Here is a 17,698-nt window from a genome sequence, read left to right as displayed (position 1 = left end):
TCCAATTTTTTGTTGAAAAGCAGATCTATAGAACAACTATATTCATGAATAATAAGATTCTTAGAAAGATAATACAAAATTGGTGTATTATTCCACAACCTCTTATTTGTTTGTATAATATGGGGGAGAATATCCTGATATTTAGTAAGCATAAAAATAGGCGATTAGCGTGAGGAGGTTAAAATGATGACAATCGAGATTTTTATCGCAGCAGAGGAAGATTATTTTGTTGTAAATGAGATTGTAAAAGAAGGGCATGAAGAGCATGTGATGGAGGAACCAACGATATTTAAAAGTGTGGAGTCTGTAATGCCCGAATCCTATTATAAAGAATTATTGAACAACGAAGAGAGTGAGGTTCTAATTGCGAAGGAAGATGAAATTGTAGTGGGTTTCGCAGTCATAAGTGTTGAGGCTACTCCACCTTTTGAGTCGCTTGTTCAACGGAAATATGCTTACATACACGATTTTGGTGTAAAAGCAGATTTACAAAGAAAAGGAATTGGAAAAATGCTATTTAATGCTTGTATAACTTGGTCTAAAGAAAAGGAAGTCGACACAGTCGAATTAAATGTTTGGGAATTTAATAAGAAAGCAGTTGATTTTTATAAACATTTTGATATGAAAAGCGTAAGTAGAAAAATGAAATTAGATATTTAAGGGGTATCAATTTTAAATAATTATTTGAGTAGATCGTTAAATAAACTAATTAAAAGGCGATTAAGTATGAGGATATTTATTGGATTGTCATAAAACCATTTATATAGTTAGGATAATATCAGGGAAAAGTAAAAAACATACTTCGGATTTAAGAGTGAATATGAGTATGTAAAAACATGAAAAAAGGACTTCCGTTAATATACTACGCAAGCCCTAGAATGGAGCCAAACATAGCGTCAAATTCAGCCCGTTTTAATGCTTTGATTAATTAAAACTATACTACACTACTTAAATTAAGGTGACCAATTTGTTTTCCAAAAACAAGTTAATAAGTAGTTCAACAGACTATATTCTGAGCATTTAGGATATTACTACACACCGGTCCATACTAAAGTTCTTAATAAATAAAACAAGCCAAGACCGGCAATAATCAATAGAACGAATAAAACAATAGCAAAGGCAAAATTTGTACCTGGTGTATTTAGTCCATTAGATGGATAACTCAAAACAATCCCCTCCTTATAAAAATTTATAGCAGGATTATTTGAAGAAAGGAAAAGTAATACATTTTACTAAAGGTTGTTACAATATGCCACATCCTTTATAATACATTTCCTTTTTATTGATAAAATACAGCTATGGGCAATGAGAAGACGGGATTAATGTCGATTTTCTAATGTTATTTCAAAGTGTGGTTCACATTTACAGGCATCTATTTCTACATAGTTTTCCTTTTCGAACATTTGAAATTAATTTCTAAACGTTCGAATGCGGTATTTCCCACTTCGACAAGTCCCATATAATCAAGCGCCACAAGTAATGACTGATAGCTACAATTTTTTTAAGACCTGCCTTCAGGTGCGCACTAGATCATTGATGAAATAGAGAATAAGGTGCTATTGGAACAATGGTTGTGGCAAATTAATATTACAACCACAACCACAAACACAAACACATGAAACTTCCTTTTTATCTTTATAGTATGTTGTACTAAGTAAAGAACTCAGGGCCAATTACCTTATGTATGGAGGGATTAAATCCTGAATTTATGATAAATTGTTTCATCACTGCAAGTTGGGATGACATTTTGTTAAAACGTATGTCATATAGATAAGCTGTTTGGAATGAAGACCATTATATTACAAAATATACCGTCTAAAAGTTTGAAATAAGACTATTAACGTGATGAAGCTAGTCTACCATTCTCTATTTAATGTGTTGAATAAACTTTTTGTTTCCAATAATAAAAAAATAAGTGATGTAACTCACACGCTTTTAATATAGAATCTAACATATACCTAATTTGGAAGTGGAGTGAAGAAGTTGTTTCCTATTTTAGATACTGAACGATTAGTGTTAAGAGAACTTACTGAATATGACGCCCAAGATATTTTAAATTGCTTTTCTAATGCAGATGTATTACGCCATTATGGGCAGAATCCATTAACAAGTATAGAGCAGGTTAAACAAATAATTAAAAATTTTTCAAAGAATTATGATGAAAAACGTGGAATTAAATGGGGAATTACATTAAAAGGGCAAGAAGGTATTATCGGTACTATTGGTTTTCAAGAGTGGTCCACTGAGCATAAAAGAGCTGACATCAGCTATGCACTTTTTCCTGAGAGCTGGGGAAAAGGGTATGCAAAGGAGGCCGTAAATAGAGTACTATCATTTGGCTTTCAAGAAATGGATTTAATGCGTATAGGAGCAATTGTTTTTACCGAAAATGAAGCTTCAAACATGCTATTAACAAAGTTAGGTTTTGAAAAAGAAGGAATATTAAAAAATTATATGCACCAAAACGGTGTTGCGTATGACACTAATATTTTTTCTCTAATTAAACACTAAAGATCATCGTTTAATTGTCTTCTTGGGACAGTAGGAAGTATTTTTCAGAAATTGTTCCGAGATTACTGATTATATGTAAGTAAGTTACATACACACAGCAGGTCCAGGTATTCAAAATAATTGAGAACCTGGCCTTTTTGTCAATTATTCTCTAATAAAGTTACCCCAAGATGAGGAAGTAACTAGACTAGCATTATAGCTATGATTAAAATATTCACTACAAACTAGCCTCTCACATAAACTGAAAGCGTGACAGTTTCGGCGCTCCTTACAAAATGCAAATGTCGGTGTCCGTAACCTACAGTTTTATGAAAACAAAGTAGCGTTTGTCTATAGTTTGAAATCATCAGGTCCTCAAATTGAGCCTTAGTGATTTTTGTAAAGGGGTACTTTGAATTTCAAGAGAATAAGTATATTTTTGGAAAATTAAATGTTGCACAATGTAAAATTTGGGTCTTGTATAGATAATTAGATTTAAAAGTAATTATAACCATGATAGGATATTATATCGTAGGAGGTGTAGTTTGGCCTAAGGGACTTGTGTTAAAAACAGAAAAACACAAACTTCCTTTTGACAATTATTTTTAATGAAAAAGAGAAAAATTGCTCTCATCATTAGCTTGTTTATTATATTTCTAACAGGCTCACGAATTTTATGGCTGAAGGTATTTATTAATACAGATCAACCACATGCTATAAAAGGTCAAATGGATTTAAGAAATTGGAATTTTAATGATGGTCATGCTATTACATTAGATGGAGAGTGGGAGTTTTATCCTTATAATTGGTTGATTAGTGAAGAAAAGCATTTAGAATCCGCGAAAAATGCTAAATATATACAGGTTCCTAAAGGGTGGAGTTCTGCTTTACAACAGGGAGAGAGAAGCCCTTATGGTTACGGTACTTATCGCTTAAAATTACTCGTCAATCCTGAAGACAACATAACCTACAGTATTCGAGTTCCGAGTGTTCGGAGTTCCTCAGAAATATATGTAAATGGCAGGCGGCTGGCAAAATCAGGTGCAATAGGGGAAAGTGCAGAAAAAACAGTTGCCTATAATGTTCCATATACTGCTTCTTTTGAAGCCAACGGTCACAAAGAGATTGAAATTATTGTTCAGGCTTCTAACTTTAAGGACCCTCGCGACGGTGGAATTGTTCGCTCCATTAAATTAGGAAAAGAAGATATATTAGCTCGGGAAACTCAATTGTCGATAAATATGCAACAACTAGTAGCAGTGGTTTTTTTACTACATGCTATCTATTCCATTATTTTATTTTTTGTAGGAAACAAGGAAGAAAAAAGATTACTTTACTTTTCTCTATTATCGATTAGCAGTATGGTTTATTTCCTATTAGGAAGCGATGACAAATTATTATCTTATTGGTTTCCGATTAATTACGACTGGGCCTTTAAATTAGTTCATCTTTCTATGGTCGGCATAGGCTTTTCACTGCTTCAATGCATAAAACATTGGTTACCTCAACATGTGAGAAAATATATTCGCTTGTTTAGTATTTTCTGTGGTATAGCATCATTGTTGACCATCGTACTTCCTACTCGCTATGTAGTAACCAATCAAGGTATTAACATTATGATTTTAGGAATCCCGATTGTTATAACGATTCTAACTGTAATGCGAGAATCTATTAAAGAGATTAAAAGTAATATTTTTTTACTTCTTGCCATTTTAGCATTTGGTAATAATCTTATTTGGGATGGACTACTTCTCATTTTTGGAATCAAAATGATCATGTATCCGTTTGATATTATTATGACAGTGGCTTGTTTGGCTATTTTATGGTTTAAAGGTTATGCTAAAGTCCATTCGGATACGAAAGAACTTGCTATTAAGCTTCAAAAGACAGATAAGTTAAAGAATGAATTTCTTGCCAATACGTCTCATGAATTACGAAATCCACTTCATGGAATCCTTAACATTTCAAAAGCTGTTCTGGAAAGAGAAGAACGTGTACTTAGTGACAAAAGTGTCAAGGATTTAGAAACAGTACTCTCTGTAGGACGTCGTATGTCACTAATGTTAAATGATTTACTAGATGTTATGAGCTTAAAAGACAGTAACCCCAAACTGAAGCTTAAAACTTTTTCGATTCACTCGATTGTATCGGGTGTGTTAGATATGCACTATGTTATGAAAGAAGGAAAGCAGATTCAGTTAATTAATCATATCCCTGAAAATTTCCCAAAAGTAGTTGCAGATGAAAATAGGGTTATTCAAATTGTTTTCAATTTACTTCATAATGCAGTGAAATACACGAATGAAGGTGAAGTGACAATATCAGGTCATGTGAAAAATGATATGGCGGAAATTGTTATTTCGGATACTGGTATTGGTATTGATGAGGACGCCATTCAACGTATATTTGAACCTTATGAGCAAGGTGCCCTTAGTAAGGCAATGATTGAAGGTGGATTTGGACTAGGCCTTAATATTAGTAAACGATTAGTTGAACTACATGGGGGAACATTACAGGCAAATTCAGTTGTAGGGAAAGGGTCTGAATTTAATTTTACCTTACCAATATCAAACTTACCTGATGAGGAAGATGCTACAGAAAATGAGTCTTTGCACTCGAAGGAAGAATCAACAGTAGCGACTTCATACGATGATAAAACTGAAAACCATCCAATCATTGAAGCAAATCGACCTAGAGTTTTGGTCGTCGATGATGATCCAATTAACTTAAGAGTGATCGAAACAATACTTTCAATAGAAAAATATGACTTAGAAATGGTTACAAGTGGTAGCAAGGCTCTCGATATACTAATGTCTCAAGAGTGGGATTTGGTCATTTCAGACGTAATGATGCCGAATATGTCTGGCTACGAATTAGTACGTACAATTCGTCAGCAATTTTCAATAACAGAACTTCCCGTGTTACTTCTTACGGCAAGAAGTCAGTCTCAAGACATTGAAAATGGATTTTTATCTGGTGCCAACGATTACGTCACAAAGCCTGTTGATGCTCTGGAGTTAAGGTCAAGAGTAAAAGCACTTACCGACGTTAAACAATCTGCACAAGAAAGGCTTCGAATGGAGGCAGCTTGGCTTCAGGCTCAAATACAACCGCATTTTCTATTCAATACATTAAATGCAATCATTACATTAAGTGAAATTGATATCGAGCGTACAAGTAAGCTACTTGAAGCACTGAGTGATTTTTTAAGGGAGTCATTTAAGTTCCAAAATATTGATGAGCTTGTTCCAATGGAGGATGAGTTAAATCTTGTTCGATCCTATCTATATATTCATAAGGAACGTTTTGGGGAGCGGATAAATGTAACGTGGGATGTGGAAGTTTCTACAGACGTCATGATACCATCACTGACCATTCAACCATTGATTGAAAATGCTTTGAAACATGGTATTTTGCCGCGTGAAAATGGCGGGAATATTCATCTTCGCATTGTAAATTACGACATGTACATTGAGATCACTGTGTCGGATGATGGTATTGGCATGGATGAAGCGACGATGGAACGTTTACTTGTAAGAAAATTGGAGACATCAACGGGAATTGGATTGCTTAATACAGATCTTCGCTTAAAACAACATTACGGTGAGGGACTTCAAATTAATAGTAAACCAAATCAAGGAACCGCAATATCGTTTGTTGTTCTTAAAAAGAAAAATCAAAGCAATTTAAGTGTGAATTGATGGTGAAATAAGTATATTCATATTGAGCTGCACCCCATTTTTGGAGGTGCAGTTTTTAAATTGTCCGGTGCAATTTTATACAAAAGTTTGATCATCATTGATAGGAACGCCTGCATAAATGTTTCAATACTACGAAAACGAAGATCTATCCAGTTTCCATCCATAAAGAGCATAAAATACGCATATGACTGATCAAAATCCATATGATAAGATTGATTGTTTTTGTCAGGTTCTTGAATCAATAGTAAGTCTCTAAAAACGTCTAACCATGACGTATCATTTAGAAACGAGGAGATTTCAGTGACTACGTAGACGATATCGTAATCTTGAACAGATATCCTTTGGAGCATTTTAGTTTGTTCTAGAGCCGTTCATTTAGACCGCTCTTCGGTCATCTTTTCTAAATTGTGTGTTAAAAATCGCCAATTTCATTCTATTAGAATGTATTTAGAAAATCACAATAAAGAACAGATAACCTTAATTAGTTATCTGTCTTCTTCAATCACTTTGTAAACGGATCTTCCGATTCATATAGAAAACTTTTCTCAAGATTTTCTTTTGTTTCAGCATTGACGGTTTTTTCTTTTGCTTCTGCTTGTTCACTAGCTGGAGCTTCGTCATGAGAAGAACAAGCAGTTAATAGGAATGCTGACATTGCACCGATATATAAGAATTTTTTCATTGCTATAACCTCCGTTATTGTTTAGTTACAGTTTAGATTGTGCAATTACACTTAGAATATAACGGAAATGACAATGATAAATTTTATAACGAAAAATGATAAATAATCGTAAACATATAAAAAGGGGAAATGGTTGTGAAAAGAATTATAGGTTTCGTCACAATTTGCGGATGGGTATTAGTAGGTTGCTCACATAAAGAATCCAACAGCATAATGGTTCGAGTATTGTTGGAGAGGTACTAGCGAAGGAAAATGAGTGGAAAGAAAGCGAGTACTTTACATCTGAAAATTTAAGCTTCATTGGTGAATCAAAATTATTAGGATTTACGCATAGTAAAGAAGGGAAAATAGTTGTTAGCAAAACAGGAAAATACGCCTGGCACTTTTGGGGAGAGAGCGTCAAAACAGGAGATTACCTTAGCGTAAAGGGTACAGTTAACACAAAAAGAAGTTGAATTGGTTACAGATGTTAAGTTACTTGGGCCGAACAGTGGAGCAGATAACCATGCCCCAACCAATATGACTTTCCCAAAAGCCGGCATGTGGAAGTTGGATGCCTATATTGATGGGAAGTTATTCGGTAGCGTTTATGTAAAAGTTGAAAATTGAAAATCTGCATTCAAGAAGATAGCAACTATCTCCACTGATTTTAAAGTTATTAAGAATAAATTGCTGCTGCGTTTTTATAAATGACAGATAAGGTTCATGGTAAGGACTTTTTGTATAAATATTTATAAATGCATGGACATTGCTGCCTAATTTTATTGGATTCACATTAATAGTATAGCTCTCAATAACACCATTATCTTCAAGTCTTGCCACTCTCGATGACGCCGCTTGCCCAGTCAAATGTACCTTTTCACCCAATTCCTTCATCGTAATACGACTGTTCTTGGAAAGTTCATCTTTAATACGCAGATCCGTACTATCTAACATGTAGAAACTTCTTTCATTATTCAAGTCAAATCGCTAAAAGACTTGATTTGATCTATGTAATTACTATTGGACATAGTATAAACTAAATGTAGTTTAAAGAAAAGGAGTTGTAAATATGAAAATCCAACAAATCTGCAATGCCACTTTAGTACTCGAATATGCAGAGAAAAGATTTTTTAATTTTGTTTGTTTAGTTTTGGGGAAAAAAAATAATATTGATTTGATGATAGCATAACACTCTTTAGGTTATACGGCTATCCATATTTAAGTGTGGGTGCAAATTTGAGTTGGCACAATTTCGAAAAATCCTTTTTGCTTCTTTCATCAGAAGGATACAGTAAACGTCCAAAATTTTTAAAGCCAAGAGATGAAACACGGACATAAAAAACTAAACTATTTTAATGTAAAAAAGAACGAGGCTGGGACAAAACCTCGATTAAAAGTAAAATATAGTAAGAAGCCCGGAAAATTTTACGAACAGTAAAGTTTTCCAGGCTTTGTATTTGAACATATAAATTTTGTTAAAAAGAAAGGACACCTATAAGGATTTTTTCTTGATCAATAAACGGGCCATATAGGAGAAAGAATTATAAAAAAGTGAATCCAAATGCAATTAATTAAGCAGGTTAATCGAGAATGAGGTGCTAGGGTGTCAATATAAAATTCAAATAAAAACATTGACTTCTAAAAGGTTTTCTTTTAGAGTGAATTTGTAAATTAAATATCCTCGTTAGGTGAGGCTCCTGTGTAGGAGATATGCTACTGCCCAGAAATGTCGAAAGACGCCAATGGGTCAACAGAAACCATCGACATAAGGTGGTTTTTAATGTAGCTGGCTTTGTCCTATGCCACACAGTGCTAAAGCTCTACGAATGGAGGAGTAGATTTGCTACAATTTATTTGTTGTGCAATCAATGTACGTATATAGTACCGTGTAAACACCTTCATTCGTTATGAAGGTGTTTTATTTTTTTGTGAGGTGAGGAAAATGGATAACTATTCAGAACCAGACTCGAAGTATTATAAAAATGAACTAAATACACAGAATATCCATGAGGAATTTTAAATTATCTTTCATAACGAAACGAATGTTTTATCGTTGGTGGAATATTTTTTGTTCCTCAATGAAGGAGTAGTGGTGTTAAAAATGATTAAAAACATGCCAGAAGACCAAATAACGCTTCAAATTATTAAGGCGTTAAAAGAAGGAAAACAGAAAGAGTTCCAAGCAATATTAAAGGAACTCCAACCTTATGATATTGCACGAATTTTTGAGGGGCTACCAGAAAAACATCATACACGTTTCTTATTGTTTCTTATTCCTGAACAAATCGCTGAACTGATTCAAGAACTTGAAAAAGAACATCAATTAAAAGTTCTAAATAAATTAGGAATCGAAAAATCTGGTCAGATAATGAATCTAATGCATAATGATGATTTAGCTTCATTGTTAGAGAACCTATCTCCTGAAAAAATTGAAGAACTTCTTTCAGGTATGAAACAAGAAGAATCTAAAATTGTTCAAAATATCATGAACTATCCTCCTGAAACGGCAGGACGAATAATGACAAACCGTTTTGTGTGGATTCCTCAACATTATACGGTTAGTGAATCAGTTGATAAACTTAAAATATTTGCAGAGTTCTCGGAAACGATTAACTATCTGTATGTAATTGATGATGATAAAAAATTAGTAGGTGTTGTATCATATCGTGATTTAATAATAAGTGAGGAATTTGAAAAAATTCAAGATATTATGTATAGCAGAGTGATCTCTGTTACTGCTGATGTGGACCAAGAAGAAGTAGCTCGTGTTATTGAGCGTTATGATTTTTTATCAATTCCTGTTGTTGAAAAAAATAATGAATTAGTAGGAATTGTAACAGTTGACGATATTATTGACGTTGTGATCAAGGAAGCAAATGAAGATATTGAAAAACTTTCGGCATCTGGTAAAGCAATTGATTTTGACACGAAGGCACATGTGGCTGCATATCGCCGACTCCCTTGGCTTATTTTACTTTTATTTATCGGATTAGTGTCTGGAACTATTATTAGTGGTTTTGAAGAAACGTTGTCCAAAGTTGTTGCACTTGCCTTCTTTATGCCGATGATTGCAGGGATGACTGGAAATACAGGTACTCAATCTTTAGCTGTTGTTGTAAGAGGTCTAATTACTAATGATATTGATAAAGGAGTTATTTTCAGACTTATTATTCGAGAACTTAAAGTTGGATTGATAATAGGCATTACCTGTGGAATATTAATTTCCATTATAGCTTTTGTTTGGCAAGGAAATCCTGTTCTAGGATTAGTGGTTGGAAGTTCATTAGTTGTGACTCTAATTATTGGGACCTTAGCTGGGACCATTATACCTCTACTATTATATAAATTCAACATCGATCCAGCAGTGGCCTCTGGTCCATTAATTACAACACTAAATGATATACTATCCTTACTTATTTACTTTGGCATTGCAACAATGTTTATTTCAAAATTGATGTAGAAAAGCCACGAATAACTGCTGCTCCTCGTGTATTCATAAATCTTTCCTAAGCCCATACTTCAACAATCGGGCGCCATTGTTGAATAAATCTTAGATTTTCAAACGACTTTATTGTTATATTTTTATTTATAGTGAAGTATCTTATATCGAAAATTAAACAACTATATTTTAACCCCGTTCTAAATTTAGAACGGGGTTTTTGAAAATCGTTGAAATCCCTGAAGCAACGTATCATTACCATATTCATCATCAAAGAATGAAGATCCTAATCAAGAATGGAAAACATTGATTTTGGCGCTATTTGAGAAGCATGAAGGTAGATATGGTTATCGCCGAATCCATGCAGAATTAAAATCGCTGGGATACGTCATCAATCACAAGAAAGTACAGCGAATCATGAAGGAATTGGGTTTAAAGTGTGTGAAATTCGTTCGTAAATCTCGTAATAAATCATACAAGGGCAAGGAGGGTAAAGTCGCAAAGAATCGATTGAATCGCCGTTTCGACACGCCAAACCTTTACAAAAACGGGTGACAGACGTAACAGAATTCAAGTGTACAGAAAATGAAAAACTTTATTTAAGTCCAATTATAAATCTCTATAACGGAGAAATTATTGGGTTTAGTATGTCCAAACGCCCAACATTGGATTTCGTATTAGAATCGCTACATCCAGTTCTGCCAATCATTCAGAACCAAGCTACATATCGTGCAACGATTCATTCGGACCAAGGCTGGCATTATCAACATAATTCATGGGTGAAAATAATAAGACAATACAATATTTTCCAAAGCATGTCTCACAAAGCGACGTGTGCAGACAATGCGGCGATGAGAAACTTCTTTAGCATACTCAACCAAGAGATGTATTACGATGAAGTATTAATCACCTATGAAGAATTGAAGAAGAAAATCAAACGGTATATCGACTACTATAACAATGAACATATTAAACAAAAACTGGCTGGCATGAGTCCAGTAAAATACCGAACCTATGCCAGCCAATTAGCTGCATAATAAAAACTCTAACTTTAAGGGGTCACTACCATCGAAATGATTTGGATATCCTTTTTTATTGATATAAAGCGTCTTTTTAACAATTTTCATACGAATTGGTATATCAAATCGCATTAATAAAGTTATATTATAGAAAGTTCTATAACGATGCGAATAATACCCATAACTTGGCTACATATAACTAATCTAGCAGCAAGGTCACCTGTTAGAAGAGAGCTAATTTCCGATGATTTCCATTAGTTTTAGCGAAGCGTATACCTAACTGGTAAATTAAAACAATAAATTCAAAACACTGTTTGTAAATGAAGTGAAAAATTATTTTTTCTTCATCACGAAGTGCTGGAAACCATTGATGCATCAATGTTTATAGAGGGGTTTAGTTGAAGAAGAACTGTTGCATAGATTAGTTTTATGGAACAGTTCGTTTGAAATAACTTACAAGTAGGTCATTCTAGCCCTCATTTTGATGTTTTAACCTTGCTTTATTGTAATATACGCACCTTTATATATAATTAAATTAGAGAATGTAAAAAATTGGTAGGGGGCTTACTATAACAGTCGCTTCCCAAGCATACAAGCGGAAGGAGACTACTCATTTAATTTGAGTAGTCTAAATACCAACTATATAAAAAATTATCTATAACCTTTGAAAATTCATAAAAATGTTTATTGTCATTTTAGTTTGTAGTTCAAATCGTGTTGCTAATTTTTCATGAACAATGTTTAATAGTTCCTCTTTAATAAAATACTTTGTGTCCATTTTCTATTTTTATTTGATTAAAGGGAAAGATTATTTTGGAACAAATATAATTAATAAAGAAGAGATTGAGCGTGTTTTATTTGACAAAATATTTTATTTATGCTATAATTTACATTTATTAATTTAAAGTGTAAAATAGGATTCTCCTGGCCAGGAGAGTCCTATTTTTTTGCTTTAATTGAGTTACTGAACTAGAGAATCCAAATCAATAAACGAATTTAACACTTGCTTTTTTCTAGGAGATGATGATTTTATGGAAGATTTACCATGTAAAGGCTGCAGAGGAATGTGTTGTGGGCCTGTTCCGATTACAGAAAAAGAGTTAAAGAAAATAAAAAAGAAAATCATAGCGATGCCTAAAAAAATGAGCTTAGAATTAAAAAATCAACAACGTTTATATGGAACCTGTATTTTTTATGACGAAATAAATGACCAGTGTGGAATCCATTCAGCACGTCCGTCTATTTGCCGAGCTTTTGGTTATCATAATAATCTTGTGTGTTTTCGAAAACCAAAAGTGGCCTTTGGAAAAAACTATATAGCTAATGAGCTTCCAATTGGTATTTTAAGTATTGATTTTACGTGGAACGATTTTATTTAATATTGAAGGTTACAAGCTAATATTAACAAGCGAAATGTTAACATTCGACCTAATATAAAAGAGCCTGCTGTATTTTAATGCAGGCTCTAATATCGTACTTATTTTTAAAGTTCTAAGCGCATAGAACGACTCGTTTCATTAAATCCATGTTTGTCATACAAGTGAATAGCGCCAATATTTTCAAATGATGCAATTTTAATAATCATAGTTCTACCTCCATTCGAATTCCATACCATTTAATTCCGCTGTATGATGCAATTTTTACAAATAATATGTAAATTTAATAAAAGCTTGTATAGCTAACACAGTATAAACCGTATAGGATTCCCAATACTAAATCTGTTTTAAAATATATAGCATGAGAAAGGAGGTTTTCATCAGTGAGATTTTTAGCATGGGGGATTATAGGCGGCGCGGCTATTTTTGGTGTACTGAAACGCTTTGGGCTAATGAACAATGCACAACAAATGACACAGTCTGCTCAGCAAGGCACGACACCAGTACAATTAGTTGCAAACAGTAATCCACTTACCGCAAATACACCAAAACAGTAAATAAAAATAGGCAACATCAAGCTTATAGACTTTTTGGTCTATAAGCATGTACATAAAAAATTTTACGATTTTGCAATAAAGTAAGTAATTCTTAAAATTAACAATTACTAGCTAAATATTTACCTACGAAAATACCACTAGCTGCTGCTTGTGATAATGAATGTGTAACTCCTGAACAATCTCCAATTACATATAATCCTTGAATATTTGTTTGGAAATTTCCATCAGTTTCTATTGATGGCGAATAAAACTTTCCGTCCATACCATAAAGCAATGTATCCTCATCAATTTCTTCACCAATAAATTTTTCCAAATGGTTAAAAAATCCCTGCAAGATTTGAATATATAGCAAAGGAATTTCTTTAGTTAAATCCCCAAATTCAGCTTTTAACGAAGGCTGAATTCGATTATTATCCATATTTTCTTTTGTTGTAGACTGTCCCTCCCTTAAGTCTCCAAATCGTTGTACTACAATACGATCGGTCCCTTTATTTATTTTACCGATAACCTTATGTGCATACGTATTTGCTTCTTTAAGAGTAGGGAAATACGTTGGAGTGAACAAAGTAAAATTCAAGTTAGAAGTTCCATTCTTTTGCTCTCGAAAGTTTTGACCATCTGGCATGACTAAACCTTCTTGATATTTACGAATGATTCTTCCGTTAGGGTTCATGCAATAAGTATTTGAAATGATATCTCCATGTGCATAAGCAAGTTTTGTTTCAAAAGTATCTTCCAAAATTGAACGTAGCTGTTGTTCTGCCATTTCAACTCTAATACCCAAATCTAAACGAGTTTTGCCTTGCTTAACTCCAAGACTAGAACAATGTTTTTTTAACCAATCAGTTCCGGATCGACCTGTTGCAAAAACTACTTGCTGAGATTGGATATCACCTTTATTTGTTATTAAAGTAAAAGAATTGTTATCTTTTTTTATATCTTGCACATCTACCTCAAATTGAATATCTATCTTGCTTGATAAAACTTTATAAATTTGTTGAAAAATTTTTGTTGAAAGTGACGTACCTAGGTGCCTCACCTCAGTAGTTAACATCTGTAAGTTACATAATTGAGCTCTTTTTGAGAGTTCTGTATTAGCTGTGGAATATTTTATAACCGAGTCTCCACCAAAACGGCATAAAATTTCGTCCACTTCATCCATTAATTGTAGAAGATTCTCTCTACCTATTTTTTGCTCTAATTCGCCGCCAAAATCACTTGTATAATTGAACTTTCCTTCTGATTTACCCAAACCAGCAAAACCAAAATATTTCTCGCATATATTACAATCGCATGTTTTGCCTCGATCTAAAGGACAATTTCTCTCCTCTAGAGATTTTCCTTTTTCAAGAATTAATATCTTTTGATTACTTCGAGATAAGGTATATGCTAAAAAAACACTACTTACACCTGAACCGATAACTGTAATATCATACATCCATTTACACCTTCTTTAATTAATAAGTAATATTTCTATATGAGTATTTTATAATATGTGGATTGTCAACACAAAACTAAACTGTTTAAAGGGATTGGGAGTAAATTCATGGCTTTGGTCAAAAAGCGAGCAGCAGAAATAGGGGTGAGGATTGAAATATAAAAGGAGAGCACGTTATTATCGTGTTCTCCTAAGAAACTATCTATTATCTACTTTGAGTTTGAAGTGCTAATTTAACGCCTAGACCAATATAAACGAAACCGACAGCCTTTTCAAGCCAACGTGAACCGTTGTTTGATGTTTTCGTAAAGATTTTTTCACCAATAAAGCTTGTAATAATAGCTAACAAAATAGTATATAAAGCGCTCATCACAACAAAAGTTATTCCTAAAATCAATAATTGTACAGTTATTGATTGGCCATTATGTTGAACAAACTGCGGTAAAAACGCTAAGAAAAATAATGCTGTTTTTGGATTTAAAATTTCCGCTAAAAAACCTTGGCGGAACGAAGTACTTGCCGGACTTTGTTCAACAGTTGGTTTTTCTATTTTTTGTGGCTTCGTTAGTAGCATTTGAATACCTAAATAAACAAGGTATGCAACACCAATATATTTTACTACTTCAAACGCAGTGGCAGATTTCATTAAAATTGCTGATAATCCTAATACAGCTGCTGACGTATGAACTAAGTCACCAAGTCCAATGCCTAATGCAGTGAAAATACCGTTCTTTTTACCACCTTTCAGCGTTTGCGTAATGGTAATGATCACAGCAGGACCAGGAATTAAAAATAAAAGAAGAACTATTGCAATAAAAGATAACATGTTTACTCATCCTATTCTAATAAACTAATCATTCAGTTAAGAGAATAATAAAATTGACTTAATGAATGCAAGAAATATTATATTCTATCTTCTATATACCTGTCGATAATGAATTACTGAAAAGAAGCGAAAATAACTATTTATATAATTTAGAAAACGATTTGGTGATATTTGTATAATGTTGTATGTTATTGAATTATAGTGAACGGATTAAGATAGGAGGATTTTTATGCCTGTGATTACTGTAAAGTTAGCAAAGGGAAGAACTAGTGAACAAAAACAACAATTTGTTGAGGCAGTGACTAATGAGGCAGTCAGAACATTAAATACTAAGGAAGAATGGGTTACGGTCATATTTGATGAAAACGATCGAGACAATTGGGCAACTAGAGGACAACCACATTCCATAAAATTTGGTGAAGGTTTTGGTGAATAAACGGTAGAATGCTTGAAATCCGAAAGTTTTTTGTTTCTATTATAAGATTTATTTTAGTCGCATGTAAGCTGATGTGGCTTATATTTTGTAATTCGACGTAAAAATAGTACCAACTACTAATATTTAATGATAGAATTAGGTGATAATATTTTTGGAGGTTTTTTTGATGCTAGATATTCAACAAATACAAGAAGTTATTAGACATCGTTATCCTTTTCTGTTAGTGGATAGAGTATTGGAATTAGAAGAAGGGAAGAGAGCGGTAGCCATTAAAAATGTAACGATCAATGAAGAATTTTTTAATGGACATTTTCCTAATTATCCAGTGATGCCAGGTGTGTTAATTGTTGAAGCGTTAGCTCAAGTAAGTGCAATTATTATGCTCACAAAAGAAGGAAATCAAGGGCGACTTGGATTACTGGCAGGTATTGATAGTTGTCGCTTTAAAAAACAAGTTAAACCTGGTGATCAATTGCGTCTTGAAGTGGAAATTACACGCTTAAAGGGTGCTATTGGTAAAGGCCGTGGAATTGCAACAGTTGACGGAGAAATAGCTTGTGAGACAGAGCTTATTTTTGCATTTGGAAGCTAATCCACTCGATTTAAAAGTACTGCAAAAAGTCATTGCAGTACTTTTGTTCTCTATATAAAGGATTTTTAAAATAGTTGTTGAATCATATAATAAATGGAATACTTCGAAATGGAGGTGGTTACATGAACTATCCCTTAGCTCTTTATATAGCAACTTGTTTCATGCAATTATCATCCTCACGAACATCACATTATTAAATGGTCAATGGAATGGAATTACGATGTGGCTATGTACAGGTATCTTTATTTTCTCAAGTGCGATTTTCATCTCAAGCAGATTAAATAAAGTGAAACGTTAATCCTTTGGGGTCTTCACCAATCGGGCTTTTACGGGCAGTTAATCTCTCAATTCGCTGAATTTTGAGGGGGGACCTTGTGTGCTTTGTAATAAAGATTGATTATTTATAATAAAGATCGATAATTTGTAATAAAGTTTGATTAAAATCATCTCTCCTCTGTAGATTTCTTAGAGATTAGATGATTTTTTGTTGGATATTTATGTTAATGTAACTATAAAGATTGTGAAGAAATGTACTTAAACTAACGGCGCAGGTTAGTTGAAGAAGGATTAGAATAGAAGAACAAAATTAAATAATATTAGACCTTTGCGTGAGATGAAAGTTTTTTATTACTAGGAAATTTACAAGTATTAATAGAGTTTTATAAAAAATTAGGTCTTATACTTTATGAAAGATAATAGAGCAGCTTTATTGAATTAAAGAAGAAGAGAGTTGGATTGGTTATAGGTAGGGAAGGATCAGAAATCCCTTACCACGTTTCATAAAAACATATTGCATTTAATGTTGTTTTAGAGGATTTAAAGAAAGCTAAAATATCGTTAAAATAGCATGGAATCATTGCAAAAATAGCAGGACGCTCAATGTATAAAAAGATTGAGCGTAGTATTTTGATCCTAAAAAGGAATTATTTAACCTGTATTCACTTAAGGCAATAATTGAATTTCTATTACTCTTCTTTTTTAAGATTCAAGAAATTACTAATTACCTTTACATATTCATTTTTTGGATATTTCTTATATAAATCGCTGGATAATCGAATCGGGTCTCCAAAAAAGTATCGCTCATACTGGGTTTGTCTTGTTCCAAATGAACTCATCGTTAGATCCCAAGCTAAACGAAATATTTTTACTCGTTCCTCTGC

The 17,698-nt window shown here is 33.1% G+C and carries 17 protein-coding genes and 1 riboswitch; of the genes, 10 read left to right on the top strand and 7 right to left on the bottom strand.

The features are described 5' to 3' along the window. Window positions 1-186 precede the first annotated feature (186 nt). Window positions 187-660, top strand: a complete 474-nt coding sequence (locus tag ACIQLB_RS16540) for a GNAT family N-acetyltransferase (protein WP_400727968.1) — start codon at window positions 187-189, stop codon at window positions 658-660. A gap of 371 nt (window positions 661-1,031) precedes the next feature. Here ACIQLB_RS16540 and ACIQLB_RS16535 read toward each other — a convergent pair whose 3' ends face one another. Further along, window positions 1,032-1,166 (bottom strand): hypothetical protein, encoded by a 135-nt coding sequence (locus tag ACIQLB_RS16535; protein WP_400727965.1) that lies wholly within the window; start codon window positions 1,164-1,166, stop codon window positions 1,032-1,034. 817 nt (window positions 1,167-1,983) lie between these two features. Between ACIQLB_RS16535 and ACIQLB_RS16530 the strand changes: the two genes are divergently transcribed. Together ACIQLB_RS16530 and ACIQLB_RS16525 are read left to right on the top strand one after the other, a co-directional pair. Continuing rightward, complete coding sequence (locus ACIQLB_RS16530) at window positions 1,984-2,511, top strand: GNAT family N-acetyltransferase (RefSeq protein WP_400727962.1); 528 nt, start codon at window positions 1,984-1,986, stop codon at window positions 2,509-2,511. 587 nt (window positions 2,512-3,098) lie between these two features. Next, the gene (locus tag ACIQLB_RS16525) at window positions 3,099-6,191 is read left to right on the top strand and encodes a hybrid sensor histidine kinase/response regulator (protein ID WP_400727959.1); all 3,093 of its coding nucleotides are present in this window, start codon (window positions 3,099-3,101) and stop codon (window positions 6,189-6,191) included. 17 nt (window positions 6,192-6,208) lie between these two features. On the opposite strand, the gene ACIQLB_RS16520 is transcribed toward ACIQLB_RS16525, so the two are convergent. The 3 genes from ACIQLB_RS16520 to ACIQLB_RS16510 form a co-directional block, all read right to left on the bottom strand. Beyond that, on the bottom strand, window positions 6,209-6,541 hold the full coding sequence (locus tag ACIQLB_RS16520; RefSeq protein ID WP_400727956.1) for an aminoglycoside 6-adenylyltransferase: 333 nt from the start codon (window positions 6,539-6,541) through the stop codon (window positions 6,209-6,211). Window positions 6,542-6,693: 152 nt separating this feature from the next. Beyond that, complete coding sequence (locus ACIQLB_RS16515; protein WP_400727953.1) at window positions 6,694-6,873, bottom strand: hypothetical protein; 180 nt, start codon at window positions 6,871-6,873, stop codon at window positions 6,694-6,696. Window positions 6,874-7,446: 573 nt separating this feature from the next. After that, window positions 7,447-7,809, bottom strand: coding sequence for an Lrp/AsnC family transcriptional regulator (locus tag ACIQLB_RS16510; RefSeq protein WP_400727950.1), 363 nt, complete (start codon window positions 7,807-7,809; stop codon window positions 7,447-7,449). 719 nt (window positions 7,810-8,528) lie between these two features. Then, a riboswitch (M-box (ykoK) riboswitch) is annotated at window positions 8,529-8,694 on the top strand. A gap of 262 nt (window positions 8,695-8,956) precedes the next feature. Between ACIQLB_RS16510 and mgtE the strand changes: the two genes are divergently transcribed. The 5 genes from mgtE (at window position 8,957) to ACIQLB_RS16485 (ending at window position 13,246) form a co-directional block, all read left to right on the top strand. Beyond that, on the top strand, window positions 8,957-10,315 hold the full coding sequence (mgtE, locus tag ACIQLB_RS16505) for a magnesium transporter (protein ID WP_400728324.1): 1,359 nt from the start codon (window positions 8,957-8,959) through the stop codon (window positions 10,313-10,315). Window positions 10,316-10,600: 285 nt separating this feature from the next. Further along, entirely contained in the window at window positions 10,601-10,849 is a 249-nt protein-coding gene (locus ACIQLB_RS16500; RefSeq protein WP_400727948.1) for an IS3 family transposase, read from the top strand. Further along, window positions 10,804-11,331 carry an IS3 family transposase gene (locus ACIQLB_RS16495; RefSeq protein WP_400728321.1) on the top strand — a complete coding sequence of 176 codons (528 nt, stop codon included), beginning with the start codon at window positions 10,804-10,806 and terminating at the stop codon, window positions 11,329-11,331. The genes ACIQLB_RS16500 and ACIQLB_RS16495 overlap by 46 nt, the downstream gene beginning before the upstream one ends. 1,013 nt (window positions 11,332-12,344) lie before the next feature. After that, entirely contained in the window at window positions 12,345-12,692 is a 348-nt protein-coding gene (locus tag ACIQLB_RS16490) for a YkgJ family cysteine cluster protein (RefSeq protein ID WP_400727945.1), read from the top strand. A gap of 380 nt (window positions 12,693-13,072) precedes the next feature. Next, window positions 13,073-13,246: a hypothetical protein gene (locus ACIQLB_RS16485; RefSeq protein WP_400727943.1), complete on the top strand. Its 174-nt coding sequence runs from the start codon at window positions 13,073-13,075 to the stop codon at window positions 13,244-13,246. Window positions 13,247-13,343: 97 nt separating this feature from the next. On the opposite strand, the gene ACIQLB_RS16480 is transcribed toward ACIQLB_RS16485, so the two are convergent. Together ACIQLB_RS16480 and ACIQLB_RS16475 are read right to left on the bottom strand one after the other, a co-directional pair. After that, complete coding sequence (locus tag ACIQLB_RS16480) at window positions 13,344-14,684, bottom strand: NAD(P)/FAD-dependent oxidoreductase (protein WP_400727940.1); 1,341 nt, start codon at window positions 14,682-14,684, stop codon at window positions 13,344-13,346. A gap of 205 nt (window positions 14,685-14,889) precedes the next feature. Beyond that, complete coding sequence (locus ACIQLB_RS16475; RefSeq protein ID WP_400727937.1) at window positions 14,890-15,510, bottom strand: LysE family translocator; 621 nt, start codon at window positions 15,508-15,510, stop codon at window positions 14,890-14,892. Window positions 15,511-15,739: 229 nt separating this feature from the next. Here ACIQLB_RS16475 and ACIQLB_RS16470 point away from each other — a divergent pair, with 229 nt between their 5' ends. Both ACIQLB_RS16470 and fabZ read left to right on the top strand, forming a co-directional pair. Then, entirely contained in the window at window positions 15,740-15,946 is a 207-nt protein-coding gene (locus tag ACIQLB_RS16470; protein WP_400727934.1) for a tautomerase family protein, read from the top strand. Window positions 15,947-16,112: 166 nt separating this feature from the next. Beyond that, the gene (gene fabZ, locus ACIQLB_RS16465; protein ID WP_400727931.1) at window positions 16,113-16,538 is read left to right on the top strand and encodes a 3-hydroxyacyl-ACP dehydratase FabZ; all 426 of its coding nucleotides are present in this window, start codon (window positions 16,113-16,115) and stop codon (window positions 16,536-16,538) included. A 965-nt stretch (window positions 16,539-17,503) separates the two neighbouring features. Here the strand turns inward: fabZ and ACIQLB_RS16460 are convergent. After that, window positions 17,504-17,698: 4-hydroxyphenylacetate 3-hydroxylase C-terminal domain-containing protein (locus tag ACIQLB_RS16460; protein WP_400727929.1), on the bottom strand; the 195-nt coding region annotated here is incomplete at its 5' end.

It is taken from the genome of Lysinibacillus sp. NPDC092081 (assembly GCF_044755845.1).
Classification (GTDB): Bacteria; Bacillota; Bacilli; order Bacillales_A; family Planococcaceae; genus Lysinibacillus.
The sequence above is the reverse complement of the archived record's forward strand: the minus strand, read 5'-3'. Positions and strand labels throughout refer to the sequence as shown.